This is a genomic window from Novosphingobium sp. HR1a (genome assembly GCF_015594425.1).
Lineage (GTDB): Bacteria > Pseudomonadota > Alphaproteobacteria > Sphingomonadales > Sphingomonadaceae > Novosphingobium > Novosphingobium resinovorum_A.
In genome coordinates this window covers 1-26,390 of record NZ_JABXWS010000087.1, presented here as the reverse complement: position 1 = coordinate 26,390, position 26,390 = coordinate 1, and the positions used below count along the sequence as shown (strand labels likewise).

General features: G+C 65.2%; 20 protein-coding genes and 3 pseudogenes. 20 read left to right on the top strand and 3 right to left on the bottom strand.

The window, feature by feature from the left end:
• Positions 1-91 precede the first annotated feature (91 nt).
• Complete coding sequence (locus tag HWN72_RS22500; RefSeq protein ID WP_211151458.1) at positions 92-922, top strand: 23S rRNA (adenine(2030)-N(6))-methyltransferase RlmJ; 831 nt, start codon at positions 92-94, stop codon at positions 920-922.
• A 115-nt stretch (positions 923-1,037) separates the two neighbouring features.
• The gene (locus tag HWN72_RS22495; RefSeq protein ID WP_211151457.1) at positions 1,038-1,358 is read left to right on the top strand and encodes a hypothetical protein; all 321 of its coding nucleotides are present in this window, start codon (positions 1,038-1,040) and stop codon (positions 1,356-1,358) included.
• A 146-nt stretch (positions 1,359-1,504) separates the two neighbouring features.
• Here HWN72_RS22495 and HWN72_RS22490 read toward each other — a convergent pair.
• A pseudogene (locus HWN72_RS22490) lies at positions 1,505-1,813 on the bottom strand (IS30 family transposase); the annotation flags it as partial.
• Here HWN72_RS22490 and HWN72_RS31280 point away from each other — a divergent pair.
• Positions 1,813-1,938: pseudogene (locus tag HWN72_RS31280) on the top strand (NAD-dependent dehydratase); the annotation flags it as partial. The pseudogenes HWN72_RS22490 and HWN72_RS31280 overlap by 1 nt on opposite strands.
• A 116-nt stretch (positions 1,939-2,054) precedes the next feature.
• Here the strand turns inward: HWN72_RS31280 and HWN72_RS22485 are convergent.
• Positions 2,055-3,857: a M14 family metallopeptidase gene (locus tag HWN72_RS22485; RefSeq protein WP_248006252.1), complete on the bottom strand. Its 1,803-nt coding sequence runs from the start codon at positions 3,855-3,857 to the stop codon at positions 2,055-2,057.
• A gap of 17 nt (positions 3,858-3,874) precedes the next feature.
• Complete coding sequence (locus HWN72_RS22480) at positions 3,875-6,034, bottom strand: TonB-dependent siderophore receptor (RefSeq protein ID WP_211151455.1); 2,160 nt, start codon at positions 6,032-6,034, stop codon at positions 3,875-3,877.
• Between the two features lie 171 nt (positions 6,035-6,205).
• On the opposite strand from HWN72_RS22480, the gene HWN72_RS22475 reads away from it, so the two are divergent.
• From HWN72_RS22475 to HWN72_RS22395, 17 genes and pseudogenes are all read left to right on the top strand, one after another.
• Entirely contained in the window at positions 6,206-6,943 is a 738-nt protein-coding gene (locus HWN72_RS22475) for an ABC transporter ATP-binding protein (protein WP_211151454.1), read from the top strand.
• The gene (locus HWN72_RS22470) at positions 6,940-8,391 is read left to right on the top strand and encodes a DUF3526 domain-containing protein (protein ID WP_211151453.1); all 1,452 of its coding nucleotides are present in this window, start codon (positions 6,940-6,942) and stop codon (positions 8,389-8,391) included. The genes HWN72_RS22475 and HWN72_RS22470 overlap by 4 nt, the downstream gene beginning before the upstream one ends.
• On the top strand, positions 8,388-9,647 hold the full coding sequence (locus tag HWN72_RS22465) for a DUF3526 domain-containing protein (protein WP_211151452.1): 1,260 nt from the start codon (positions 8,388-8,390) through the stop codon (positions 9,645-9,647). The genes HWN72_RS22470 and HWN72_RS22465 overlap by 4 nt, the downstream gene beginning before the upstream one ends.
• Positions 9,648-10,386: 739 nt before the next feature.
• Complete coding sequence (locus HWN72_RS22460; protein ID WP_211151451.1) at positions 10,387-10,845, top strand: hypothetical protein; 459 nt, start codon at positions 10,387-10,389, stop codon at positions 10,843-10,845.
• The gene (locus HWN72_RS22455; protein WP_211151450.1) at positions 10,842-11,537 is read left to right on the top strand and encodes a thiamine pyrophosphate-dependent enzyme; all 696 of its coding nucleotides are present in this window, start codon (positions 10,842-10,844) and stop codon (positions 11,535-11,537) included. Before HWN72_RS22460 ends, HWN72_RS22455 begins: the two co-directional genes overlap by 4 nt.
• A gap of 67 nt (positions 11,538-11,604) precedes the next feature.
• A complete protein-coding gene (locus HWN72_RS22450) occupies positions 11,605-12,243 on the top strand; it encodes a glutathione S-transferase family protein (RefSeq protein WP_211151505.1) in 639 nt (212 codons plus the stop codon).
• A 108-nt stretch (positions 12,244-12,351) separates the two neighbouring features.
• Positions 12,352-12,879 carry a 2Fe-2S iron-sulfur cluster-binding protein gene (locus tag HWN72_RS22445; RefSeq protein ID WP_211151449.1) on the top strand — a complete coding sequence of 176 codons (528 nt, stop codon included), beginning with the start codon at positions 12,352-12,354 and terminating at the stop codon, positions 12,877-12,879.
• Positions 12,876-13,853, top strand: coding sequence for a xanthine dehydrogenase family protein subunit M (locus HWN72_RS22440; RefSeq protein WP_069710001.1), 978 nt, complete (start codon positions 12,876-12,878; stop codon positions 13,851-13,853). Before HWN72_RS22445 ends, HWN72_RS22440 begins: the two co-directional genes overlap by 4 nt.
• On the top strand, positions 13,850-16,177 hold the full coding sequence (locus tag HWN72_RS22435) for a xanthine dehydrogenase family protein molybdopterin-binding subunit (protein ID WP_211151448.1): 2,328 nt from the start codon (positions 13,850-13,852) through the stop codon (positions 16,175-16,177). The genes HWN72_RS22440 and HWN72_RS22435 overlap by 4 nt, the downstream gene beginning before the upstream one ends.
• Before the next feature lie 100 nt (positions 16,178-16,277).
• Entirely contained in the window at positions 16,278-17,228 is a 951-nt protein-coding gene (gene coxB / locus HWN72_RS22430) for a cytochrome c oxidase subunit II (RefSeq protein ID WP_008830549.1), read from the top strand.
• On the top strand, positions 17,225-19,747 hold the full coding sequence (gene ctaD / locus HWN72_RS22425) for a cytochrome c oxidase subunit I (protein ID WP_211151447.1): 2,523 nt from the start codon (positions 17,225-17,227) through the stop codon (positions 19,745-19,747). The genes coxB and ctaD overlap by 4 nt, the downstream gene beginning before the upstream one ends.
• Positions 19,747-20,124 carry a hypothetical protein gene (locus HWN72_RS22420; RefSeq protein WP_211151446.1) on the top strand — a complete coding sequence of 126 codons (378 nt, stop codon included), beginning with the start codon at positions 19,747-19,749 and terminating at the stop codon, positions 20,122-20,124. Before ctaD ends, HWN72_RS22420 begins: the two co-directional genes overlap by 1 nt.
• A complete protein-coding gene (locus HWN72_RS22415; protein WP_289357137.1) occupies positions 20,121-20,717 on the top strand; it encodes a cytochrome c oxidase assembly protein in 597 nt (198 codons plus the stop codon). The genes HWN72_RS22420 and HWN72_RS22415 overlap by 4 nt, the downstream gene beginning before the upstream one ends.
• Positions 20,714-21,760: a c-type cytochrome gene (locus HWN72_RS22410; RefSeq protein ID WP_211151445.1), complete on the top strand. Its 1,047-nt coding sequence runs from the start codon at positions 20,714-20,716 to the stop codon at positions 21,758-21,760. The genes HWN72_RS22415 and HWN72_RS22410 overlap by 4 nt, the downstream gene beginning before the upstream one ends.
• Before the next feature lie 32 nt (positions 21,761-21,792).
• Complete coding sequence (locus tag HWN72_RS22405) at positions 21,793-22,674, top strand: Ku protein (RefSeq protein ID WP_008830544.1); 882 nt, start codon at positions 21,793-21,795, stop codon at positions 22,672-22,674.
• Entirely contained in the window at positions 22,646-25,192 is a 2,547-nt protein-coding gene (ligD, locus tag HWN72_RS22400; protein WP_211151444.1) for a DNA ligase D, read from the top strand. Before HWN72_RS22405 ends, ligD begins: the two co-directional genes overlap by 29 nt.
• A 47-nt stretch (positions 25,193-25,239) precedes the next feature.
• Positions 25,240-26,390 (top strand): annotated as a pseudogene (locus HWN72_RS22395) (AsmA family protein); the annotation flags it as partial.

The window sequence follows — 26,390 nt, the reverse complement described above, 5'->3', positions numbered from 1 at the left end:
GCGCCTGACAAAAGAGGCACCATCATAACTTCGCTTTGCAGAAGGTTCAGCGACTCGTTTAGAGGCTGATCGTCAGGATTTTTGAACCGCAATGAATTATCGCCATTCCTTCCACGCCGGCAACAGCGCCGATGTCGTAAAGCACAGCCTCCTGATCGCGCTGGTACGCGCGTTGCAGCACAAGCCGGGCGCGCTGACCCTGATCGATACCCATGCCGGCTGCGGGCTGTACGACCTTGGCGGCGACGACGCGCAGCGCACCGGCGAGGCCACGCAGGGCGTGCTGCGGGCCTTTGCCGACGCGAACCCCTTGCTGGACGACTATCGGGCCGCCGTGCATGCGGTGAATGGGGGCGACGAACCCCGCCTGTACCCCGGCTCGCCGCAGTTTCTGGCGCAGCTCCTGCGCCCGCAGGACGCTCTGATCCTCAACGAAAAGCACCCGGACGATGCCAGTACCCTGCGCGGCGTGATGCGGGGCACCGGCGCGGCCATACATGAACGCGACGCCTATGAACTCTGGCTGGCGATGGTGCCGCCCCGGACTCCTCGGGGCGTGGTCGTGGTCGACCCGCCCTATGAGCAGACGGACGAACGCGCGCGCATCACCGCCACCCTCGCCGTCGCCCACCGCAAATGGGCACATGGCGTGACGGTAATCTGGTATCCGCTGAAAGACGGCGCCACGCACCAACGGTGGAAGGCGCAGCTCCGCAGGCTCGGCATCCCGAAATTTCTGGTGGTGGAGCACTGGCTGTACGACAGCGAGCAGCCCGGCATCTATAACGGCGCAGGCCTTTTCATCGTCAATCCGCCCTACGCTTTCATGCAGGCGCTGCCGCCACTGCTGGAAGCGTCGCGCGCGGCGCTGGCGCCCGAAGGGCACGAGGGCGAGATACTATGCGGTTGGCTGGATGACTGAGACAAGCCCCTCTACCAGTATAGAGGTTTCCGAGCCTCCAAGGAACTGAACGCGCATCGGGGCACGCGCACGGATGTGGGGTGGAGGACTGCCGTCAGCATGCTAAAGGCGGGTAATGCTTCATAAACATGGCCGTGGTGGCACCGTCGAAATCGATGGGTTCAAATATGACTGGGAACTCCTCAGCGATCCCCAATTGTCCTCTTCCGATGGCTGGAAGGGGATGACAATTTCCCTGCGTCAGCACGGCATGGCGCGTGAAGCGGTGCTGGAATTTCCGGCTCCAAAGCGCTTGCTGAAAGGGTTGCCGAAAGGGCGATTGCATATCAACGACACGATTGCCTCGCGCGGCGTGCAAGCAGCCCTGTCGGCCGGGTGGGATCCCGCATCGCGCGGCAAGCCAATCGTGTTCATGGTCGATGCCGATGGCAATTGAAAAGACGCAAATCGTGGAACCCCACACCGCAGATATAGACTTAGTCGGACAACATCGTACCATTCCTAATTAGTGACCGACAAAGCAGACAGGCTGCACCTGGGGAATAGAGATCGGGCACTGACCATCCGAAATGGGTGGTGGGTTCAACGGGTGGAGGCAACACAAGCTTGGAAACGCTGTGCGGGTGTTTGGTATTCGAACATTTTCCTTGGTCGTTCGTTGAGTTGTCGGGCGACAGCGCTCAGTTTGGCCTGGCTTTATAGCGACAGATTTGTTCCTCTGGGAAAATACTGTCGCAGCAGGCGATTGGTGTTTTCGTTGGAGCCGCGTTGCCAGGGCGACTGCGGGTCGCAGAAATAGACTTCAACATCGGTAGCCAGCGTGAGGCGCGGATGATCGGCCAGTTCCTTACCGCGATCCCAGGTAAGTGACTTGTAGAGTTCGCGCGGCACGACCGATAGAGGTCGTTACGGACATGTCAAAAGGCCGGCGGCTCGGTTTTACGGCATATCAATCGACCGAAAAGGCCTTTTACGCCCTATTCGAAAGGCTCCGCTCGGATCGTCTCATCCCGTAATGCTGGTCATGTGGGAGGGATAAGCGGACGGTCCGCACCTGAGGAACCAAGATCGCTGGCGGAGCGGCAACAAAGGGTCGGCCGCGTAAGCCGCTCAGACGCGCCCATTGCGGTCATTACATTTTGACGAGCCAATTTTCGACAACCACCCGTTGTATTGGATAGACGCGGCTGAACCCGTCGCGATGAGGAAGGCGATCAGACAGCCACTGTAAGCGCGCTTTGGAGCTGGCAGCAAAAGTGCTGTCCGCAGCCAGTTTGCTGACGAACTCCGCGCATAGTTCGGCATCTGATCCCAGCAACGCGTCGACGATCGGCGCCATCACGAAATCCTCTGTTCCTGCGGGAGCCGAAAGCACTTCGGGAAACAGGCCCCATGCGAGGAAGCTGTCCAGGCTTTCCGGCTCCAGCAGCGCCGCCGCGAGCAGTCCGAGCGGTTGGTCGGATGCAACCCGCACCGTGCCTGCCGGGATCGCCGCCTCGCTCTGTTCGTGCGTGAAACGCGCCGTCACCGGGATGCGTCCATCGTGGGCCGGGGCCAGCCTGACGTCATGAAGGCGCACCGTGTCCACACGAAGGACCCTGTCGGTTGCCAGCGTTTCAAAGCCGATGCCATGCAGGCGCAGCTTTTCGATCACCTCGGTCTGCGCTGCGGGGATCAGCCAGGCCTCGGGGAGTGGGACAGCCTCGGTCGGCTTCTGCCCGATGATCGGCATGCGGAACGTGATCCTTCTGCCGGTCCAGCGCTGCTCCATCCGGCCGGTGGCCGCCGAATGGTATGTCTCGAAGGCGACGCCCTTGAACTTGTCCACCCAGCCGATCGGCTGTTTTGCCGGAGCCCAGCGGGTGAGCAACTGCCTGGGGCGTTCGGCGCGGTCGATCGCCTTGGCCTCGGCGATGCGTCCCGCGTCCTGTGCGGCGAGCTTGAGTGCGGCCTCCAGCAGCACATAAGTGCCGAGCACTCGCTGGCGGTAGGGCTTGAGCATGTGGTTCTCAACCAGCACCGTGGGCACACCGATGAAGTCGCCATAGCCTGTCGAATAACGCGGACCTTCGGGGCTGTAGCGGATGCCCTTTTGCGGATCGCGGGTGTCGATCGGGCTGGGGTAGATGATCGGCTCGTGCCCGGCGCGCGTCAGCGCCGCTTTCACGGCCGGGCCGAAGCGCTGCTCCAGCCATAGCGCGGTAGCGCGGTGGCGCGCATACTTGCCCCAGCCTGCATATGTGTAGGTCACGTCATACTGCATGTCGAAGCCGCCGCTGACGTGGCAGTCGATGTAGAGCGCCGGGTCCAGCCGCCGCAGCAGCGCGACCATCGCGCGCACTTCGGGCGTGTCGAGCTTGGCGTAATCACGGTTGAGATTGATGTTGCGCGCGTTCCCCTCGGTACCCTTGGCCTCGGGGCCGCGCACGTGGAGGAAGTTCCAGGGGCTCGAGCGCTCATGCCCGTCGATGTTGAGGATCGGCACGAAGACGAGATCGACCTTGTCGAGCAGGCCGCTTTTGCCGCGCACCGCGATGTCGCGCAGCAGCATGAGGCCGGCATCCTTGCCGTCGATCTCGCCTGAGTGGATACCCGCCTGCACAAGCACGACGGGCTTGCCCGGTCCGCCGGTGCTGGCGCGCACCATCAACAGGTCGCGGCCTGCGCCGGTCTTGCCGAAGCTCTCGACCCGGATAAGCGGCGAGGCCTTGGCCAGCTTGTCGAGCCAGTCGCGCACTTCGTCATAGCGGGGCGTGGTCTGGAACCCTGAGGCCTCGGCCGGGGTGATCCACGGATCGCCGGACTGGACGATCAGCTTCTCGCTCGCGCCCGACCATGCCAGTGCGGGTGGCAGTACAGCGGGCGGTGCCGATTCCGCCGCTGCAGCGGCAGTCGTGATGGCGAGAGTGGCGGCGAGGACGGCGAACTTCAGCATCGATCGATCCCCTGCCATCAGAACCGCGCGCGCAGGCCGATGGTCCCGGTACGCGGCGCGCCGGGCTGCACCCAGAGCGGTGAGTAACTGTTGGCGTACCAGTGCTCGTCGAAGAGGTTGGTCACCGAACCGAACAGTTCGAGGTGTTCTATCACGTCGACTTTGCCGAACAGGCGGAACAGCGTGTGCGAGGGCAGCATGAAATCGGTGCCCGTTTCGCCGCGGCGCTTCCCCACGTATTGCATGCCCGCGCCGATCTGCACCTCGCGCTTGCCCAGAGTGAAGGACTTGGCGAGCTGCATATTGAGGTTGTGCTTCGGGATGTTCACCAGAGCATCGCCGACCTGCACCTGGAACGAGGTATTGGGGTCCACCATCGCCGAGCGCGCTTCGGCATCGACATAGGCGTAGCTCACTAGAACATCGACGCGGCCCGGCAGCTTCCCGGCAAGGTCGAACTCGGCGCCGCGGCTGCGCGCCTTGCCCAGCGCCAGTGAGAACCCCGGCGCGTTGGGATCGGTCGCCAGCACATTGGCCTTGGTGAGATGGAACACCGACAGCGTTCCGGTCAGCGCTCCGCCCAGCAGGCTCAGCTTGGCACCTGCCTCGAAGGATTCGCTGTTTTCGGGATCGAAGATCTGCCCGTTGACATTGGTGCCGACATTGGCCCGGAAGCCCTGCCCATAGGCGGCGTAAATCGTCACCGGATCGCTCAGTTCGTAGACCACGCCGGCTTGCGGGCTGAAGCGGCTGCGCTTGCGGCGGCTGTTCTGGCTGGTCAGGCGATTGTCGGTTTCCAGCGTCAGGTGGTCGAAGCGCCCGCCGATGCGGATCTGCAGCCGGTCAGTCACCTCGATCTGGTCCTGCACGTAAGCGCCTATCGAACGCTGGCGGTCCGTTCGGTCCATCATGGTCGCGCCGACGGGTAGCGGGAAGCGGCCGTAGACCGGGTCGAGGATGTCGATCACATTGCCCTGCTGCGCCGTGGGATTGGTGCTGAGGGCAGGCGGGCGGAAGCGCAGGAACAACTGCTTGTAATCGAAATTGTCGTAGTCCGCACCGATCAGCACGCGATGCGTCAGCGCGCCGGTCTCGAATTCACCCGCCAGTTCCACGCGCAGTACATAGTGCCGTGCATCGTAACGACGCGAACGACGCTGCCGCGAGAGCGAGCGGCCGTCGGTGTAGAGCGCCTGGCGCGAGGCCGCCGTCTCCGCATCGGAGGAAAATCCGGTGAGCAGCGTATCGCGAATGCTTCCGCCCACCAGCAGGCTCCAGCGGTCGCTGAACTGATGGTCGAGCCGCAACTGGTGCCCTTCGGCGCGGGCGACCGTATCGCCATCACCCGGCTCGCCAAGGAAGCGGGAGCGCGGGACGGTGTCGAAATTGCCGTCCAGCACCACGATGCCGCGATCGAACGGAACCGACACACGGGTCTTCTCCAGATCGTAGGTCAGGCGCGTATCCGGTCCGAGCGCGAAGCCGACCGAGGGCAGGAAGCCCCAGCGCGACTGATGGACGTGATCGCGGAAGGTATCGCCCTCCTCGCCATAGCCTATCAGGCGCACGGTAAGACCTCCGGTCAGGGAGATGTTGACGTCGGCCTCGCCGCGCACCCGGTCCCAGCTGCCGTACTGGATCGCGGCGGTGCCGAAGCTGCGGCCCAATTCGGCCTGCTTGGTCACGAGGTTGATCGTGCCGCCCGGCTCGCCGCGCCCGATCAGCGCTGCAGCGGGCCCTTTGAGCACTTCGACCCGCTCGATCCCCGCCGTATCACGCTGCCCGCCGAAACCGCGCCCGCCGTTGAAGCCATTGACGAGATAGCCGCTCGGCATGTTCTCGTCGCCAGCGAAGCCCCGGATCGCAAAGGCATCCCACAAGCCGCCCAGCGTGTTCTGCCGCACCACCGAGGCGTTGAGATCGAGCGCGTCGGTCAGCCGCTGGATGCCGTTCTGCTCCAGCGTCTTCGCATCGATCTCGGCAATCGACTGTGGGATTTCCGACACCGCGAAGTCGCCGCGATAGGCCTGGCGCACGCCGTTTACGGTGATCGCCTCGCTGCGCTCCTCACCTTCGGCTCCGGCCTCTTCGGCCAAGGCACCGCCAGACGGCGCCAGCGCGATGGCGAACGGCAGAGTTCCGGCAAGCAGCCGGCGATTCCTGGTAAAGCGAAGCATGCGATCCCCACGGTGACTATGTCCCGAGGCAGCGCGGTGCCTCGTTCGGGCGGGCTTCTGTCAGCACAAACGGCGGCCGTCAATGATATGTTGCATCATATCAATTAATAAGGCAGGAGGCCGCAAAATCCGCAGAAATCCTGACTTCTTTAGCAATATTCGGGAAACATTATGATTGAAACGACACTGCCGATCCTGATCGAGAACCTCGCTGTCACTTACGGCGACCACCGGGTTCTGGACGGTCTTTCGCTCTCGGCGCCCGCAGGCAGCGTGACCGCTTTGCTGGGTGGTAATGGTGCGGGCAAATCGACCACGCTGTCGACCCTGCTGGGCTTCGTGAAGGCGCAGGCCGGCTCCATTTCGGTCTGCGGCATCGATCCCGGCGCCGCGCCTGACGACGCTCGCCGCCAGATCGCCTACTTGCCCGAGAACGTCGCGCTTTACGAACATCTGACCGCCGTGGAGAACGCGCAATACCTGCTGGCCCTCTCCGGCGGGAAGCAGGCCCGCGCGCCGATCGTCGAGGCCTTCGCCGCCGCCGGCCTGCAGGAGCGCGCTTGGGACCAGCGGCTCGGCGCCTTCTCAAAGGGGATGCGTCAGAAGGTGGCCATCGCGGTCGCACTGCTGCGCGAAGTGCCGGTGCTGCTGCTTGACGAGCCGACTTCCGGCCTAGATCCGCGGGCGACGGCGGACTTCAACGCTCTGGTGCTCGCGGTGCGCGCACGTGGCACCGCCGTGCTCATGGTGACGCATGACCTGCTGAGCGCCGCCGACATCGCCGATCGCATCTGCTTCCTCGAAGCCGGGCGCATCGTCGAGGACGTGACGGCGCGGGGCGAGGACCGCTTCGACGTGCGCGCGTTGCACGCCCGCTTCGCGGTCGCCGCGAAGAGGGTGGCGGCATGAACGCCGCACCCCTGATAGCGCGCGACGAGCTGCGGCTGATGCGCCGCAACCGCGTCGCCGTGATCGCCTGCGTGCTGCTGGTGCTGCTTACCCTGGTGGCGGTTGCAAGTTCCTGGTCGCACCAGCGCGAGATCGAGGACTTGCGCGCCCGTCACCAGCACGAGGCCGAGCAGGCCTTCGACGCGCAGCCCGACCGGCATCCGCATCGCATGGTCCACTACGGCACATTCATCTTCCGCCCGCTGAGCGCGCTCGCCGCCTTCGATCCGGGCGTCGATGCCTTCACCGGCAATTCGATGTTCCTCGAAGGGCACCGTCAGAACACCGCCAACTTCGGCGACGTCAACCAGAGCTCGCTGCTGGTCCGCTTCGGCCAGTTGACGCCCGCCTTCGTGCTGCAGACGGTGGCGCCGCTGCTGCTAATCTTCCTCGGCTATGGCGCCGTCGCTCGCGAGACGGAGCGCGGCACCTTGCGCGTGCTAATGATGCAGGGCGCGACGCGCGGGGCGATCGTGCGCGGCAAGCTGCGCGCGCTGGCCACCGTCGCCCTGCTGGTGATGCTGCCTGCGATCCTGGGCCTCGTCGCGCTAGCGGGGACGTCAGGCGCGGCGAGCCTGCCGATGGCCGTGATCGTGCTGGGTTATGCGGCATGGCTGCTCTTGTGGGTCACGGCCATCGTACTGGTTTCCACGCTTGTCGGCCGCAGCCGCGATGCGCTGCTGGCGCTCGTGGCGATCTGGGCGGTGAGCGTCGTCCTGCTCCCGCGCGTGGCGCCGGATATCGCCAGCGCGGCGGTGCCCCTGCAGAACCGCCTGCAGACCGAAGTGGCGATCGCGCGCGACTTGCGCCGCCTCGGCGATGCCCACAACCCCGACGATCCGCACTTCGCCGCCTTCAAGCGATCGGTGCTCCGGCTTTACGGCGTGACGCGGGTGGAAGACCTGCCGGTCAACTACAAGGGGCTTCTCGCGGTGGAGGGAGAGAAAGTCACCTCCGCGCTGTTCGAGCGCTACAGCGGCGAAAGCTACGCGGCACAGGGCTCGCAGAACGCCATTGTCGGCATGGTCGGCGCAATCAGTCCGGCGATCGCCTTGCGCTCGCTGTCGATGGCAGCCGCGGGGACCGACTTTGCGGCCCATCGCAGCTTTCTCGAACAGGCGGAAGCCTATCGCTACGACCTCGTCCAGCGGCTGAACCGGCTGCAGGCCGATGGCGTCACCTATGCCAACGACACCGCGAGCGACGCGGACGCCGACCGCCGCAAGCGCATTGCCGCCGGTAACTGGGAAAAGATGCCCGACTTCACGTATCGCGCGCCAGACGGTGCGACACTCGCCGCCCGCGCTCTGCCGGGGCTGGTCGTGATCGCCGGATGGCTCATGCTTGCCGGAGCCTTGCTCGCCTTCGCCACCTGCCGTCTGGGGCGCCGTCTGGGAGGGGGCCGATGACCCTGTGGATGCATGAAGCCCGCCTGCTGCTGCGCCAGCGCCTCGCCATGATCGCCGTTGGCCTGCTGGCGGTGCTGACGGCGGCGGCGCTGGTCGCGGGGATGGCCGAAGTCGGTCGCCAGCGCGCCGCCATCGCCGCCATTGCTGCTGCGCAGGCCGAGGACATCGGCGCCATCGCCACCTGGGTCGACAAGGAGAAGGATGCGGGCAGCGCCGCCTACTACAGCTTCCATCCGACCTGGAACGCGCCTTCACCGCTCGCCTTCGCGGCGCTGGGGATGCGCGACGTCTCCCCTTACATCCTGCGCGTGCGGGCGCTGGGCCTCGAAGCGCAGATCTACGATGGCGATACCTTCAACCCGGAACTGGCGCTTCCCGGCCGCTTCGACTTCGCCTTCGTGCTGGTGTTCCTCGCCCCGCTGTTCGTCATCGCCTTGTGCCACGACTTGACATCGGGCGAGCGCGAGGCCGGGCGCTGGCGCACGCTTGCCGCTCTCCCGCATGGCGGCGCGGCCTTGTGGCGACGCCGCACCCTGCTGCGCCTTGCGCTGCTGTGGGCGGCGATCGGCGTGCCTTTCGCCGTAGCCGCCGGCATATCGGGCGTCGCAGCTGGCGCGATCCTGGTAATTCTGGGGTTAGTCCTTGGCTACCTGCTGTTCTGGGCATGCCTGAGCGCGCTGATCGGCCGACTGCGCTGGAGCAGCGTCGCCAATGCGGCAAGCCTTGCGGCGCTATGGCTGGTGCTCGTGCTGGTACTGCCGGCGCTCGGTCATGTCGTTATCAACCGCGCGATCCCGGTGAACCAGGGCGCCGAGATCGCTCTGGCCCAGCGCGAGGCCGTCAATCACGCATGGGACATTCCCCGTGAGGACACGATGCGGGCTTTCTATGCCAGTCACCCGCAATGGGCCGATTCCGCGCCTCTGGGCACCGCGTTTCATTACAAGTGGTATTTCGCCTTCCACCAGGTCGGCGACGAGAGCGTGGCGGGCAAGGTGCGCACTTATCGGCAGGGCCTTGAGACCCGCGATCAAACCGCGCGCAGCCTCGGCTGGGTGCTGCCCTCGGTCGGCGTGCAGGCGCTGCTGACCGGGATGGCGCGGACCGATCTTACAGCGCAACTCGCTTATCGCGACCAGATCCGCGACTACCACCGCCGCCTTCGCGAGTTCTACTATGGCTACATGTTCCGCGACCGCCCTTTCGGCAAGGCGGACTTCGACCACGCCCCGCGCTTCGACGCGGCGACCGGATAGGTAGCGCGGTGGCAGCCATGTCGCTGCGCCATCCCAAGATCGAATAATGGTTGCCCCGCGGACCATTGCCGAAACGCAAATCTCGTCATGCCATATGTCCGCTCTCCCGTAGGTCCCAGAATGGCGACTTCCCAGGATCCCCGGCTGAAAGCGGCCATTCCGCTATCGCGAAGAGCTTCAGGTGCTGGTAGGCGTACGATAGTCTCCGAGGGACTAACCCGCGGGCCCCACTCACTGGTCTATGGATATTTAGCGTTTTGGGCTGCCGGGATGGCGACGGAGCAGCGCCGCGAGTGCCATTGAATGGATGGGTCGCGGATGATTTCGCCTTTTGGTCGGCGAACGACGAAGACTGTCGAACCAACAAATCAAGCTGGCGTTGTGGATTAACGCCGTATGGCGAATAGAAAATATTGATATAATTAAGAAAATTAGAAATTTCTATGCCCTGCCCTGACTGATGAGGGACTTCGGGGGCATTATGAGATTTGCGATCGGTGGTTTTTCGTGTGCGTTGGCGCTGCTGTTGCTCGCGGGGTGTGGAGGCGATAATTCGGGAGGCAACGGCAGTACGCCCGCTCCAACCCCTGTCCCCACACCAGTGGCGCCCGCACCTTCACCGACACCGACATCCAGCGCCGTTTATCAGGTGTCTATTGGCGGCCCAGCGATTGGCTCGCTAACGTTCGATACGAACGGATCCGGCAAATTTCACGACACGGTCAACAATGTCAGCGACTTGACCATCAGTACTAACAGAAAAGGTCAATTTGGCCCAGGCGTGGCGGATCAGCCGACCGGAGCCATGTTGCCGGAGAACCCTGGCCGGGTGCCGGTGAAAGTCGGGGCCCTGAGCTTGGATACCGGCTTTTTCTACATGGGCATTGTACCGGCCATGGACAGCGAGATCATCGCCTCGCCAGTTCAGGCAGCAGCGGTCATTCAACAGGCGATCGCGCATGCGTATGGCGAGCGCGGCGTCGCGCACATCTCCATCCCGCCCGAGGTTTTCGCCGCGAAAGTTCCCGGCCCGGTGCCGAGCATCGCCACCCTGCGCCCCTGGCCCGAAGTCGCACCGGCAGCGGCCGACATCACCGCGCTGGCGCAGATGATCGGCGAGGCGAAGACCGTCGCCGTCCTATGCGGCTTTGGCTGTCACGGCGCTGCGGAAGAGCTGAAAGCGCTCTCGATGCGGTGAATGCCGACCGCGCGAAGTGGGACGCGATGCTGGACGAAAAGGCCGCGCTCGATCGATCGCCCGACATGCTTCACCCGCAGGCCGTCGCCCGCGCGGTCAGCGATCGTGCCGCCGAGGACGCGGTGTGGGTAACGGATACCGGCGAGGTCACGCAGTGGGCGGCGAACTGGCTGCGCCAGAGCGGGCGCCAGCAGATCACCGGCTCGTTCAACAATGCCGCCGTCGGCACCGGCATGGGCATAGCCAACGGCGTCCAGGCGCTCGATACCGCGCGGCAGGTGATCCTTCACGCGGGGGATGGCGGTTTCACGATGCTGCTGGGCGAATTCATGACCGCAGTGGAACACAAGCTGCCGGTCAAGGTGGTGGTCTACGACAACAGCACCTGGGGCCTTGTTCATCTGGAGATGGAAGGCGCCGGAGTTCCGCCGAGCGAGGGAGCCTCGTTCCCCAACCTCGACTTCGCCACATTCGCGCAGGCCTCCGGCGCGCGCGGGTTCACGGCCAGAACGCCGCACGAACTGACCGCCGTCGTGGATGCATGGCTGGCCGAACCCGGGCCAGCGATCCTCCATGCCGTCGTCAATCCTGATGAGATTCCCGCCATGCCGCATATCGATCCCGGTCAGGCGCTTCGTTTCGGGATTTCCAAGGTGAAGCAGGCATTCGGCGCTCTGACGCGGCGGGGCTGAGGGCGGCAACCTTGCTGCCCGAAGTCCGTTGGCCCCGTACGCGTATTCGACGGAGAGCCATGCACCGATGATCGTCGTCCACCATCTGGAAAACTCACGATGGCAGCGCGTCCTGTGGCTGCTGGAAGAGTTGGGCCTGCCCTATGAGGTCAAGCGCTACGAACGCGATCCCAAGACGATGCTGGCGCCGCCCGAACTGAGGCGCATTCATCCGCTCGGCAAGTCGCCGGTAATCGTCGATCGCGATCACTCCGGGTCCGAACGGATCATCGCCGAAACCGGCGCCATTATCGAATACCTCACAAGCAAGGCTGACGGACGTCTGGGTAAGCTCTATGGCGACGACGCGGCACTGCTCTACCGCCACTTCCTCCATTATGCGGAAGGCTCGCTAATGCCGCCGTTGCTGGTGAATCTGGTGCTGGGACGCATCCCGCTACTGGGCAAGACAGCACAGAAGAAGCTGCAGCCGATGATCGACGTCCACCTCGATTTCGTCGAGCATGAACTGTCTTTCCGGCCGTGGTTCGCTGGCGATACGTTCACTGCCGCCGATATCATGATGAGCTTCCCGCTCGAAGCGGCCCGGGATCGAGGAGGACTGGAAGTGGGGCGTCCTTCGACGATCGCCTGGCTCGACAAGATCCACGCGCGGCCCGCGTATCGGGCCGCGCTCGAACGCGGCGGCCCCTATCGCTTTGCCTGACGACGACACCGCAATACCGCGCTGCCGGCACGCGGAGCCACCGGCTGCGTTACACACAGGCGCATTCTCCGACCATCAGCCACATCCGGCATCAGGAGGTTTTCTGCGATGAGCATTGTCGTTAATGAAGGGCCTGCCGAGCTCCCCTCCGACCCCCGCGTGTCCCTGCTGGATTTTCTGCGCGATCGCCTTCACCTGCACGGGACGAAGAAGGGCTGCGATCAGGGCGCCTGCGGCGCCTGCACGGTTCTGGCGGACGGGGAACGCATCCTGTCGTGCCTTGCGCTGGCGGTACAATACGACGGGTGCTCCATCGTGACGATCGAAGGCGTCGGTTCAGCCACCGATCTGCATCCACTGCAACAGGCCTTCATCGAACACGATGGCTTCCAGTGCGGCTACTGCACCCCAGGCCAAATCTGTTCGGCGATCGGCATGGCGGACGAACTGCAGCGCGGTGTCCCCAGCCACGTTACGGATGACCTCGACGCCCCAACAATGCCGTTCAGCGCCGAGGAAGTCCGCGAGCGAATGAGCGGCAACCTGTGCCGCTGCGGCGCGCATAACGGAATCATCGATGCCATCGCGGCAACGTTTGCGCCGTCACCGATGCCGGAAACGGAGGCAGCGCAATGACACCTCTGCGTTACGCACGCGCTGCCGATGCCAGCGACGCCGTGCTCCAGGCCGGGACCGGAGCGCGTTATCTGGGAGGCGGCACCAATCTCGTTGATCTGATGCGCGAGACGATCGAGCGTCCCGAAGAGCTGGTGGACGTATCCGGCCTTGCCGTCGGTATCGAGGAAACTGCGAACGCCGGCCTGATGATCGGAGCGGGGACACGCAACACCGCGATTGCGGCGCATCCGCTCGTCAGGCAGCGCTACCCCGTTCTTTCCCGCGCCATCCTTGCCGGTGCCAGCGCCCAGATTCGCAACATGGCGACAGCGGGCGGCAATCTGCTCCAGCGCACGCGCTGCGCCTATTTCTACGACGAGAGCGGATCGCGCTGCAACAAGCGCCACGTCGGACAGGGCTGCGACGCGCTCGAGGGCTTCAATCGCAACCATGCGATCCTTGGAGCTTCGGACGCCTGTATCGCCGTACACCCCTCGGACATGGCGGTTGCGCTGGCGTCACTTGATGCCGTCGTCCACACGCGCACATCCAAAGGCGAACGGCAAATCCCGCTGGCCGACCTGCACCGACTGCCAGGCGATCGACCCGATATCGAGACCGTGCTGGATCAGGGTGAATTGATCACCGCGATCGAACTGCCACCTGCCCTCCGCCGTTCGACGTACCGCAAGGTACGGGACCGTTCGAGCTACGCCTTCGCGCTGGTTTCGGTCGCAGGCGCGATCACCGTCGAGGACGGGCATATCCGCGATGTTCGCCTGGCCCTCGGCGGCGTTGCGCATCGCCCCTGGCGCGCACGGCGCGCCGAGGACGTCCTGCGGGGCGGGCCTGTCGGCCAGGTCGCCTTCGCAACAGCGGCCGATGCCGAATTGAGCCAGGCCCGCGCGCTGCGGCATAACGGCTTCAAGATAGAACTCGCCCGCCGCACCCTCGTCGCCGTGCTTGAGGAACTGACGGGAGACCCGGCATGAACATCGCCAAGGACGCCAAGGGCCTCGTACAGGGCATGGCGCAGGGCCTGATGGCGAAGGCCGTCGCCTTGGCGCCGGACAACTGGGTGCCGGGCGGTGTGGCCGATCCGCTGATCGGCCACCAGCATGGGCATCTGGGGCGCGCGGTATCGAGGATTGACGGCCCGCTCAAGGTCTCGGGCACGGCCCGGTTCGCGGCAGAGTTTCCGATGGAGGGCATGGTCTTTGCCGCCATTGCTTTCAGCACCATCGCCAAGGGCCGCATCGCCCGCCTCGACACCGCTCGCGCGCTGGCCGCCGACGGCGTGGTCGAGGTGATGACCTACCGCAATGCGCCCCGCCTCTCGCCGCCGCCTGCGTTCATGTCAAACCCCAAGGCGGCGGGCGGGGACAGCCTTCCAGTGATGCAGGACGATCAGATCCACTGGAACGGTCAGCCCGTAGCCGTGGTGCTGGCGGATACGCAGGAGCAGGCCGATCACGCCGCCTCTCTGATCGAAGTGATCTATGAAGCCGTGGCTGCCGTAACAGCATTCGACGAAGCCCGCCCTGACGCCCGGCCCGCGATGTTCATGGGCCAGCCGCTGCATGACGAGAAGGGCAAGGCGAAAGCCGCGCTGGATGCAGCAGCCGTGCGCGTCGATGCGACCTATCGCACTCCGCGCCACAATCACAATGCGATCGAGCTGCACGCGGTGACGGTGGCCTGGCAGGATGATGTCCTGCGCATCCACGACGCCTCCCAGCTTGTCAGCCATACGGCCTGGTCGCTCGGACAGATGTTCGGCATTCCCGAGGACAAGATCGTTGTTACCTCGCCTTACGTAGGTGGGGGTTTTGGCGGCAAATGCATGTGGCAGCATCATGTTCTTGCCGCCGCCGCCGCGCAGCTTTGCGGACGCCCGGTACGCCTCGTCCTGTCGCGCGAAGGCGTTTATCGACTGGTCGGCGGTCGGTCGTTGACGGAGCAGCAGGTCAGCCTTGGCGCGGATGCGGACGGAAAGCTGACAGCGCTGATCCATAAGGGCCTTACCGCCAAGACGCCCTCGAACGTCATGCCGGAGCCGTTCATCCTCGCTGCCCGCAGCGCCTATGATGCCGAGACAATTGAACTCGATGTGCACACGGTCGAACTGGACCTCCTGGCCAATACTTTCATGCGAGCGCCGGGCGAATCGGTGGGAACATTTGCGCTGGAATCAGCCATGGATGAACTGGCCGAGGCGCTGGGCATCGATCCTATCGAACTGCGCATCCGCAACGAACCCGAGGTCGATCCGCTGAACGGCCTGCCTTTTTCCTCGCGCCGCATCGTCGATGCCTGGCGCGCGGGCGCGCAGGCGTTCGGGTGGGATAAGCGTAGTGCGGTTCTCGCCAGCCGACGCGAAGGCGAATGGCTCATCGGCATGGGCTGCGCCAAGGGCACTTATCCCTACTACCGCATGCCCGGCGGCGCTGCACGGCTGACCATGACGCCGAAAGGCGCCAGCGTGGGGATCGCCGCGCACGAAATGGGCATGGGCACCGCCACTGCGCAAGTGCAGGTCACCGCCGAACGGCTGGGGCTGCCGATCGAAGCGGTGGATTTCGAGTACGGCGATTCCACGCTTCCGGGCACCGTGCTGGCAGGAGGATCGCAGCAAACCGCCGCCATCGGCGCAGCCGTTATCGCGGCGCACCGCCTGCTTATCACGGAACTGCTGGAGATCGTCGGCAATGATTCCCCCTTGGCGGGCCTCAAGCCTGACGACGTGGCATGCCGGGATGCCGGTCTTTGCAAGCGTGACGAACCCGAGCGGCACGAGACATACGCCTCGATCCTCGCCCGTGCGGGTCAGGACAGCATAGAAGTGACGGGCGAAGGGCCACCGCCGCTCGAACTCATGCACTGGTCGATGCACAGCCATGCGGCGATGTTCTGCGAGGTACGCGTCAATGCGATCACGGGCGAACCGCGCGTCAACCGCTTCCTCGGTTCCTTCGACTGCGGGCGCATCCTCAATCCCAAGACCGCGACCAGCCAGTTTCGCGGCGGCATCATCATGGGCCTTGGCCTGGCGCTGATGGAGGAAACCCAGATCGACGAACGCAATGGCCGGGTCATGAACCCGAGCCTGTCCGAGTACCATATCCCTGTCCACATGGACGTGCCCGAGATTGACGTGATCTGGACCGACATTCCAGACCCGCACACGCCGATGGGCGCGCGCGGCATCGGCGAGATCGGCATCACCGGCACGGCCGCAGCGGTCGCCAACGCTATCTACAATGCGACGGGAAAGCGGGTCCGCGACCTGCCGATCACGCTCGACAAGCTGCTGTGATGGGGGCCAGCAACCCTTTGTAACGCCCACCTCTCCGAACTCTTGCCCCGCTCGCGCGTTGTCAGGCGCACACAGGGCACAGCACGGGACAAGGGGCATCTTGCGCAAATCGATCATCGTCTGCGCGGCTTTGCTGGCCGGGTGCAACAGCCACCAGTCCGCGCTCGCACCGTTCGGGCTGGAGGCACGCTCAACGCTGACGATGACCATGGTGATGGTGATCGGCGCGGTGATCATCGCGCTGGGCGTGGTAGCCGTGTTCGTCCTCGCGGTGCGCGCGCCGGAGGGGCGACTGGACCACGCGGGCGGAATGCGCATGGTGCTCTGGCTCGGCGCGATCGTGCCGACGGTGGTGCTGACGGCACTGCTGGTCTGGGCCCTGCCCGCGATGCGTCCGCTCCCCGACGCCGCGCAGAACCTGCGCGTGCATGTCGAGGGCGAGCAGTTCTGGTGGCGGGTGCGCTACAAACATCAGGGCCAGCCGCCCCTGATCTCCGCCAACGAAGTGCGCATTCCAGTGGGCCGCACTATCGTGTTCGAACTGACCGCGACCGACGTGATCCACAGCTTCTGGATCCCCGGCCTTGCGGGGAAGATGGACATGATCCCGGGGCGCACCAACCACCTCGTCGTCAAGGCCGACAAGGCGGGCATCTATCGCGGCGTCTGCGCGGAGTTCTGCGGCCTCAGCCATGCGCTGATGGCGTTCGACGTGATCGCGATGGAGCCCGCCGCCTTCGACGCATGGCTGGCGACCAGTCGCGAGCCGCCCATTCGCACGCAGGGTCGCGGCGCGGCGCTGTTCGCGGCCAGCGGCTGCAATGCGTGCCATTCCCTTACCGGCGGCGAGAGCATCGGCCCCGACCTCACCTACTTCGGGACACGCCGCACGCTGGGCGCTGGCATCCTTGCCCCCACCGTGGAGAACACCGCCGCCTTCATCCGCGATCCGCACAAGTCAAAGCCGGGAGCCCGCATGCCCTCCTACGCCGCGATGCCGGAGGCAGACGCACGCGTGATCGCCCGCTGGCTGAAGGAGGCGGGACGATGAGCCTGCACGATCAGGACGACATCGCGCTGCGCGAGGCGCAGGAAGTGCGGCTCCGCAAGGTCTGGGAACCGCCCAAGGGACTGTTCCTGCGCTGGACGGACACCAACAACAACCAAGTCGGCGTGTGGTACGTCCTGACCGCGTTCGGTTTCATGCTGTTCGCGGGCGTGCTCGCGCTCATCATACGCATGCAGCTGGCGGTGCCGGACAACGATCTGGTGGACGCAGGGACGTTCAACCAGCTGTTCACGCTGCACGGCTCGGTGATGATGTTCCTCTTCGCCGTACCGATGTTCGAGGCGGTGTCGATCATCCTGCTGCCGCAATTGCTGGGCGCGCGCGACCTGCCCTTTCCGCGCCTGTCCGCTTTCGGATACTGGTCGTTCCTGTTCGGCGGGGTGTTCGTATCGGGCTCGATCTTCTTCGATGCTGCGCCCGATGGCGGGTGGTTCATGTACCCGCCGCTGACCACGCGCACGGACCTGTCCGGCCTCGGCGCAGATATCTGGATGCTGGGGCTGTCCTTCATCGAGGTGTCCTCCGTCGCCGCCGCCGTCGAACTGATCGTCGGCGTCCTGAAATGCCGCCCGCCGGGGATGCGGCTCAACCTGATGCCGCTCTATGCCTGGTACATCCTCGTCGTCGCGGTGATGATCCTGTTCGCCTTCCCGCCGCTGATCGCAGGCGACGTGCTGTTCGAGATGGAGCGCCTGCTCGACTGGCCGTTCTTCGACGCCTCGCGCGGCGGCGATCCGCTGCTATGGCAACACCTGTTCTGGATCTTCGGCCATCCGGAGGTCTACATCGTCTTCCTACCCTCGATCGCCCTGTTCGCGATGCTGGTGCCGACATTCGCGCGTCGGCACCTACTGGGCTATCCGTGGATCGTGCTGGCGGCGGTGGGCACCGCGTTCCTTTCGTTTGGGCTCTGGGTCCATCACATGTTCGCGACCGGGCTGCCCAAGATCAGCCTCGCGTTCTTCTCCGCCGCGTCGGAGGCCGTGGCGATCCCGACGGCGGTGCAGATCTTCGTGTTCATCGTGACGCTCTGGGCGGGGCGTGTGGTCTGGTCGACGCCGCTGCTCTACGCGGCGGGGAGCCTGGCGATCTTCGTCATCGGCGGGCTGACCGGGGTAATGGTGGCCGTCGCCCCGTTCGACTGGCAGGCGCACGACACATACTTCGTCGTCGCCCACCTGCATTACGTGCTGATCGGCGGCACGCTGATGCCGCTGTTCGCAGGGCTCTACTACTATTGGCCGCTGGTGACGGGCAAGAAGCTGTCGGACCGACTGGGGCGCACCGCGTTCTGGCTCATCTTCGTGGGCGCCAACCTGTGCTTCTTCCCGATGCACCTGTCGGGGCTCGAGGGAATGCCGCGCCGCGTCTTCACCTATCCGGAGGAGCTTGGCCTCGGCGGCCTCAATCTTGCCTCCACCATCGGCTCGTTCGTGATCGCGGCGGGTGTGGCGGTCATCGTGCTGGACCTGTGCCGCTCGCCATGGCGGCAGAAGGCTCCGCGCAATCCGTGGGCTGCGGGCACGCTGGAGTGGCTCGCCCATCCCGATGACGAGGACTGGGGCATCCGCTCGATCCCGCTGATCGAGAGCCGCTATCCGATCTGGGATCAGGAGGACTTCGTGCGCAAGGTGGACGAAGGCCGCTACTTTCTGCCCGACGCCGAGGAAGGCCGGCGCGAGACGATCGTGACCTCGGTTCTGGACGCGCGCCCCGTTTCGGTGATCCGACTTGGCGGACCGAGCTGGCTGCCGATGCTGACGGCGGTGGCGCTGGGTGGGGTCTTCATCCTGACGACCTACCACTTCTACTGGGCGGCACTCGTCTCGGGCATGCTGACGCTGGCGCTGGTGCTGACATGGCTGTGGACCGGCACGGCGGAGATTCCGGAGAAGCCCCGCAAGCCGATCGGCCACGGCATTGAACTGCCGCTCTACATCTCGGGCGACGCGGCGCCGGGGTGGTGGGCGATGTTCATCACCATGATGGCCGATGCGACGGCGTTCTCCGGCCTCGTCTTCGGCTACTATTTTTTCTGGACCCGGCATGAAGATTTCCCGCCGATGGCGATGGCGGACGGACCGGGCGTCTGGTGGCCGATGGTGGCGCTGGTGGTAGGGCTGGCAAGCTGGCTGGCGACGGCAGGCGCGCGCGAGGTTCACGCGCGGGGCAAGATCGCGCTCGCCCGCGTGCTGGTACTGCTGGGCATCGCGGCCAGTCTTGCCGGAATCTACGCAGGTCTTGCCGGACCCTGGCTCTCAGGAATGGACCCGCAGATGCACAGCTATCCAGCCATCGTCTGGACGCTGGCGATCTGGACGACGGCGCACTGCGGCGTCGCCGCGATCATGCTGGCCTACGTCCTTGCGCGTAGCCTTGCCGGGAAGATGACGCCCGCGCACGACGCCGACATCCGCAACGTCACCGTCTATATGCACTTCCTCGCGCTGACGGTGGCGGTCACGTACCTCACCATCGGCCTGTTTCCGGAGCTCGCGTGATGAGTGAGCGGCGCAAGTGGCATGAGCGGCTCAAGGTCACGCTCTGGACTCTGATCGTGCCGCCTGCGGTATGGGCGGGCCATTTCCTCTTCGCCTACCTGTGGGCGGCGATATCCTGCGCCAAGGACGGCGCCTTCGCCAAATTCCCGGTGCTGTTCACCCTCGGCACCGTATTGGCGCTGGTGGTGATCGCGCTGTCTGGCTGGATCGCGTGGAAACAGCAGCGCATCGTCGGTGATCCGCCCCCGCATGACGAGGGCACCGAGGTCGACCGCCTGCGGTTCCTGGCCAAATCGACCCTGCTGCTGGCGGGCCTCAGTTTCGTGTCGGTACTGTTTACGGCCCTGCCCGTCGTGTTCATCGGAGACTGCCGGTGAAGCGAGCCGCGCTGATTGTCGGCCTGCTGCTGGTCCCGATCGGCTGGGCGCTGTCGCCGCTGCCGCTGGGCATGACTGGACACATGGCGGGACACATGATCGCCGTGGCCGTGGCCGCGCCGCTGCTGGCCTATGCCGCACGGGGCACCATTGCCGATCCGGCAAGGCGCTGGCCGCCGATCGTCACACCGATGGTCATGATGTTGCTGGAACTGCTGACCGTCTGGGGCTGGCATCTGCCCGCTTTGCGCGGCGCCGCCGATAGTCACGCCCTGATAGCCGTGATCGAGCAGGCGAGCTTTCTTGCGGCCGGTTTTTTACTGTGGAGCGCGGCCACCCACCCCCCGGCCCGAGCAAGCGGGATCGGCGCACTGCTGCTTACGTCCATGCACATGACCCTGCTGGGCGTCCTCATTGGCCTTGCGCCGCGTCCGCTCTATCACGGGATGCACCATGGCCACGGGCTTGATCCGCTCGGCGACCAGCAACTTGGCGGCGTGGTGATGCTGGTGATCGGCGGCGCCAGTTACCTGATCGGCGGGCTGGGCCTGCTTGCGACCCTGCTGCGAGAAGACCGGAACACCGCGACATGATGGTGAAAATCACGACCGGGCGTGTCGTGCTTGCCCTCAGCGCAGCACTCACGCTGGGGCTGGGCGCGGCGGCGGCAGGGCTGGTGCCCGTCGCTGCCTCCACCGGGCACTGGAAGATCACCGACTGGTTCCTGCACTGGACGATGCAGAATTCCGCGCGCACCTACAGCGCCGTGCAGACGCCCAAGGTCATCCGTGACGATACGGGCCTCGTCAGCGCGGCAGGGCATTTCCGCCAGTCCTGTCAAGTGTGCCACGGCGCGCCGGGCGAAGCGCCCTCCCCGGTCATGCAGGCCGCCACTCCGCCAGCGCCGGACCTTGCAAGGACGGCGGGCCACTATACCGATCGCGAACTATTCTGGATCATCCGGCACGGCATCAAGTTCACCGGCATGCCCGCATGGGCAGGAAAGAGCCGCGCCGACGAAATCCGCCGCATGGTCGGCTTCGTGCGCCGCCTGCCGACGATGACACCGCGGCAATACCGCGCGCTCACTCGGCCGATCGCAGGCGCTCCCTTGCCCCAGTGCGCGGGCTGCCACGGCGTCGACGGCAAAGGACGCGCCCAGCCCGACATCCCAATCATCGCCGGACAGGATGCCGCCTACATGCTGCGCGCGCTGCAGGCCTACAAATCCGGCAAGCGGTCCAGCGCGGTCATGCAGACAGCCGCGGCCGGGCTCGACGAGGCGCAAATGAAAGCTGCGGTGACCTATTACGCGCGCCTGCCCGGCCTGTCTCACGGCCCCGTTGCAGACCGGCACGCCATAGTCGCGAAAGGCCTTCCCGAAGCGCAACTGCCAGCCTGCGCGCAGTGCCACGCCCCCGGCAAGGCAGCCCCTGTCATCACCGGCCAGCGAGCCGCGTACTTGGCCGAACGCCTGCGCCAGTGGCGAGGCGAGGTCACGGTCATCGACGCTCACAAGCCGCAGGACCGGATGGCCGTAATCGCCCGGCGCATACCCGAGGAGGCGCTCGATGATCTGGCCGAAAGTCTCGCTGCTCCCACCGGCCAGACTGCGACGGGAACAACCATGCCCTGATCCGGCTTGTGATGCCGAGGAAGGAACCGCCCATGCCCGCACGCGCATACTGGAAAGGCCAGATCCGACTGGCGCTCGTCTCGATCCCGATCGAGGTCTACCCGGCGACGCGATCGGGCGCTGCGATTTCCTTTCATCAGATCCATGAGCCGAGCGGCAAGCGCATCCGCTACGAGAAAGTCGCGCCCGGCGTCGGCCCGGTGGACCGCGACGAGATCATCAAGGGCTTCGAGGTTTCCAAGGGCAGCTACGTCCTGCTCGACGAGGAGGAGATCGAGGCGGTCAAGATCGAGAGCCGCAAGACGCTCGAACTCGTCCAGTTCGTCGATGCCGATGAGATCGATGTGCTCTATTACGAGAAGCCCTATTTCGTCATCCCAGCCGACGATCTGGCAGAGGAAGCGTACACCGTCCTGCGCGAGGCGCTGCGCAAGACGCGCAAGGTCGGCCTTGGGCAACTGGCGGTGCGCGGGCGCGAGCAACTGGTGTCGATCAAGCCTTGCGGGCGGGGCCTGGTGATGGAAGTGCTGCGCTACGCCGACGAGGTCCACAAGGCGCAAGGCTACTTCCGCGACATCGAGGATGCGAAGCCCGACGCCGACCTGCTCGACCTCGCCACGACGCTGATCGACAAGAAGACCGCACCGTTCAAGCCCGCCGAATTCCACGACCGCTATGTCGATGCGCTCCACCGCCTGATCGACAAGAAGGCCAAGTCGAAGAGCAACAAGCGCATTCTGGAGGATGTCGAGGAACCGGCAAGCGGCAAGGGCAACGTCATCGATCTGATGGCGGCGCTCAAGAAATCGGTCGGGGACGGCAAGGCCGGCGGCAAGTCAGCCTCGTCAACGCGCAAGCCTGCGGCGAAGAAGGCATCGCCCTCGGGTGGCAGCCGTGCCCGCAAGCGGGCGTAGCGGCAAGGCCGGCGACCCCGGCGCCGACCTTCTCGCCGAATACAACCGCAAGCGCGACTTCGCGAAGACCGCCGAACCTGCGGGCAAGCGAAGCAAGACCGGCGGCAACGCCTTCATCGTGCAGAAGCATGCGGCGCGGCGGCTGCATTGGGATTTCCGACTCGAAGTCGATGGTGTGCTCAAGTCCTGGGCGGTGACCCGGGGACCGAGCGCCGATCCCGACGACAAGCGCCTTGCCGTGCGCACCGAGGACCACCCCCTGTCCTACGGCGAATTCGAGGGCGGCATCCCCAAGGGCGAATACGGCGGCGGTACGGTGATGCTCTGGGACCGGGGCACCTGGGCGCCGATCGCGGGCAAGAGCGCGAAGGACATCGAGGACGGCCACCTCCACTTCACTCTCGATGGCGAGCGGATGAAGGGCGAATGGCTGCTCGTGCGCATGAAGCCCAGACCCGGCGAGAAGCGCGAGAACTGGTTGCTGCGCAAGATGCAGGATGCCCATGCGCAGACGGGTGATGCACTCGTGGAACAGGGCCTCACCAGTGTGCTCACCGGCCGCACCATGGCCGAGATCGAAGCCGACAAGGGCGGCACCCACTCGCTGAAGGGCAAGAAGGGCGATGCCTTTGCGCAGGTCATGGAGAAGGCCGCCTGTCGCAATGCGCGGCACAAGAACCGCTCCCGCAAAGGCGCGGGCAAGCTGCCGAAGTTCCGTCCCGTCCAGCTCGCCACTCTGGTCGACACCGTGCCCACCGGCAACCTGTGGATGCACGAGATAAAGTTCGACGGCTACCGCGCGCTCGTCGCGGCGGCGGGGAGCAAGGTCGTGGTCCATACCCGCAGCGGCCTCGACTGGACGGACAAGTTCGGCCCGTTGTCCGCGCATATCGCCGCGCTCGACCTGCCGCCCTGCCTGATCGATGGGGAGATCATCGCCCGGGGCACGGACGGCAATCCCGATTTCTCCAGCCTCCAGGCCGTACTCAGGCGCGGCAAGGGCATCCAGGGCGAAGACCAGCCCTTGGAATTCCACGCCTTCGATCTCCTCGAACTTGATGGCGAGAATCTGGCGGCGATGCCCAACATCGAGCGCAAGGAACGGCTGGAGGCGCTGCTGGCTGATGCCGTGCCGCCCATCTTCGTCGCCGACCACGTGATCGGCGCTGGCGAGACGCTCTACGATGCGATGTGCGGCGCCGGGCAGGAAGGGATCATCGCCAAGCGCATCGATGCACCCTACCGGGGCCGCCGCACGAAAGACTGGGTCAAGGTCAAGTGCACCCGGCGGCAGGAGTTCGTCATCGTGGGATGGGCGAAGTCGAGCGCAAAGGGCCGGCCATTCTCCTCGCTGCTGCTGGGGCAGTACGAGGACAAGACCCTTATCTATCGCGGCAAGGTGGGCACCGGCTTCGACGCGGAGGGTCTTGCCGACATGGCGACAAGGCTTGAAAAGCTGGCGCGCAAGACCCCGCCGCTGAGCGTCGATAAGGCAGAGGCACGCGGCGCAAGCTGGGTCACCCCGAAACTGGTGGCGGAAGTGGCCTTCGCCGAACTGACCGGCGAAGGCCGCGTGCGTCATGGTAGCTTTTTGGGCCTCAGGATTGACAAGAAGGCTCGGGCTGTCACGCCGGAGAAAGCGCAGGCCCCGCCACGGGCGGAGATCGCCGTGAAGATCAGCAACCGCGAGCGCGTGATCTTCCCCGAAAGCGGCAACTCCAAGGGCGACCTTGCGGATTACTACGCCGCCGTCGCGCCGCTGATGCTGCCGTTCGTGACGAACCGGCCGATCAGTCTCGTCCGTTGCCCGCAGGGCCGGGCGAAGAAATGCTTTTTCCAGAAGCACGACAGCGGCACGTTCGGCGATCACGTCCATCACGTGCCGATCCGCGAAAAGGACGGCGGCGTGGAGGACTACCTCTATCTCAATGACGCAGAGGGCCTTCTCTCCTCCGTGCAGATGGGCACGATCGAGTTCCACGGCTGGGCGGCAAGGGTCGACGACGTGGAACGTCCCGACCGCATGATCTTCGACCTCGACCCCGACGAGGGACTGGATTTCAAGGAATGCATCCGAGCCGCCGGCGACATCCGTGCCCGGCTCGCGGACCTTGGCCTGGTGACCTTCGCAATGCTGTCCGGCGGCAAGGGCGTCCATGTCGTCGTGCCGCTCAAACGCGGGCACGACTGGGACACCCACAAGGACTTCGCCCGCCGCTTCGCCGAAGCCATGAGCCTTGCCGAGCCGGACCGCTACGTCGCGACGATGAGCAAGGCCAGGCGCAAGGGCCGCATCTTCATCGACTGGCTGCGCAACCAGCGCGGAGCGACCGCCGTGCTGCCATATTCGGTACGGTCACGGGAAGGCGCCCCGGTCGCGGTGCCGGTGAGCTGGGATGAACTGGACGGGATGAAGACTGCGCAACCGTTCTCGATCGGCGATGCTGCGGAGCTGATCCGGCGGTCTGAGCGGCTACATGGTTGGGGGTTCGCCGAACAGCGGCTTCCGGAGATCTGACCAAAGTGAACCCGCAACCAAATCCCCCTCTCAGACGATGATAGGCCATGGAAACGCCAGTCGCCTCGGATTCGCCTGCGCCAACGCCATCCGTCCGGCGGCGGAGCAGCCACATCGTTCGCAACGTGCTGCTGATCGTGGTCGGCGCGATCTTCGCTGTATGGCTGGTACTGTTCATCACCAAAGGGCGGTTCCTCAAGCATCCCTTCGAGAATATTGCCGGTACGCTGAGCGACCGCGAGGTAAAGGTCGGCGGAGACTTCCAGCTCTATTTCGCACCGCTGCGCATCAAGTTCCTTGCCGAACGACTGGCCGTCTCAAACCCGCCATGGGCCAACGGCCGCGCCCTGTTCGCGGCGCAGCGAATTGAAGCGCGGATCGCACCGCTATCGCTGCTGTTCGGTCGGCGGCATGTCTATTCCCTGGCACTCGACCGGGGCGTTGCCAATCTCGAATGGGACGGTGCTCACAAGCGCAACACCTGGACGTTTTCGCAAGGCCGCGAAGGCAAGCCCTTCCAGATGCCGCGCATCGACCAAGCCGACATCACCGGCACGCAGGTCCATTATGTCGATCCGCAGATGCCCCTGCTCGCGAATCTCACTATCGATCCGATCGCGGCGACCGACACCCGCATCGGCAAGGCGGTTGGGCTGGAGGGTGACGGAATGTTCCGCACCACGCCGTTCCGCCTTTCGGCGCAGTTGCTGTCCCCGGATGCCAGTGTTGCTGGCGGGGAAAACCGACTCCAAGCGCGCGCCTGGGCCGCTCACAGCGTGATCGACGTTTCGGGCACCCTGCCCGGCTTGACGGAATTCGAAGGCGTCCCGCTGAAGGTGGCGGCGCAGGGCCGCGACTTGTCGGATCTGCTGGCCGTCATTGACGTCGCGATCCCGCAGACGCGCCGCTATGCGCTCAAGGCGCAGATGGTGAAGCAGGCACAGACTTATCGCTTCACCGGAATGAACGGCACCTTCGGCCAGTCGGACTTGTCCGGCAGCTTCACCGTGACCAACGCAGCGCGGCTGCGAATGGACGCGTCGCTTGTGACCCGGCGGCTCGACATCATCGATGCGGCCCCGTTCATCGGCTACAATCCGGACGTCGTCGCTTCAAAGGGTGCGGTGGCCGCTGCCGCCGCCACAGGTGCCGGCGCGCGCCGTATCCTTCCCGATGCCGCACTGCCGGTTGCGATGAT

Excerpts from the sequence above, each read along its gene's own strand:
- HWN72_RS22500 (WP_211151458.1), top strand. The coding sequence starts at position 92 with ATGAATTATCGCCATTCCTTCCACGCCGGCAACAGCGCCGATGTCGTA.
- HWN72_RS22495 (WP_211151457.1), top strand. The coding sequence starts at position 1,038 with ATGCTTCATAAACATGGCCGTGGTGGCACCGTCGAAATCGATGGGTTC.
- HWN72_RS22485 (WP_248006252.1), bottom strand. The coding sequence starts at position 3,857 with ATGCTGAAGTTCGCCGTCCTCGCCGCCACTCTCGCCATCACGACTGCC.
- HWN72_RS22480 (WP_211151455.1), bottom strand. The coding sequence starts at position 6,034 with ATGCTTCGCTTTACCAGGAATCGCCGGCTGCTTGCCGGAACTCTGCCG.
- HWN72_RS22475 (WP_211151454.1), top strand. The coding sequence starts at position 6,206 with ATGATTGAAACGACACTGCCGATCCTGATCGAGAACCTCGCTGTCACT.
- HWN72_RS22470 (WP_211151453.1), top strand. The coding sequence starts at position 6,940 with ATGAACGCCGCACCCCTGATAGCGCGCGACGAGCTGCGGCTGATGCGC.
- HWN72_RS22465 (WP_211151452.1), top strand. The coding sequence starts at position 8,388 with ATGACCCTGTGGATGCATGAAGCCCGCCTGCTGCTGCGCCAGCGCCTC.
- HWN72_RS22450 (WP_211151505.1), top strand. The coding sequence starts at position 11,605 with ATGATCGTCGTCCACCATCTGGAAAACTCACGATGGCAGCGCGTCCTG.
- HWN72_RS22445 (WP_211151449.1), top strand. The coding sequence starts at position 12,352 with ATGAGCATTGTCGTTAATGAAGGGCCTGCCGAGCTCCCCTCCGACCCC.
- HWN72_RS22440 (WP_069710001.1), top strand. The coding sequence starts at position 12,876 with ATGACACCTCTGCGTTACGCACGCGCTGCCGATGCCAGCGACGCCGTG.
- HWN72_RS22435 (WP_211151448.1), top strand. The coding sequence starts at position 13,850 with ATGAACATCGCCAAGGACGCCAAGGGCCTCGTACAGGGCATGGCGCAG.
- ctaD (WP_211151447.1), top strand. The coding sequence starts at position 17,225 with ATGAGCCTGCACGATCAGGACGACATCGCGCTGCGCGAGGCGCAGGAA.
- HWN72_RS22420 (WP_211151446.1), top strand. The coding sequence starts at position 19,747 with ATGAGTGAGCGGCGCAAGTGGCATGAGCGGCTCAAGGTCACGCTCTGG.
- HWN72_RS22410 (WP_211151445.1), top strand. The coding sequence starts at position 20,714 with ATGATGGTGAAAATCACGACCGGGCGTGTCGTGCTTGCCCTCAGCGCA.
- HWN72_RS22405 (WP_008830544.1), top strand. The coding sequence starts at position 21,793 with ATGCCCGCACGCGCATACTGGAAAGGCCAGATCCGACTGGCGCTCGTC.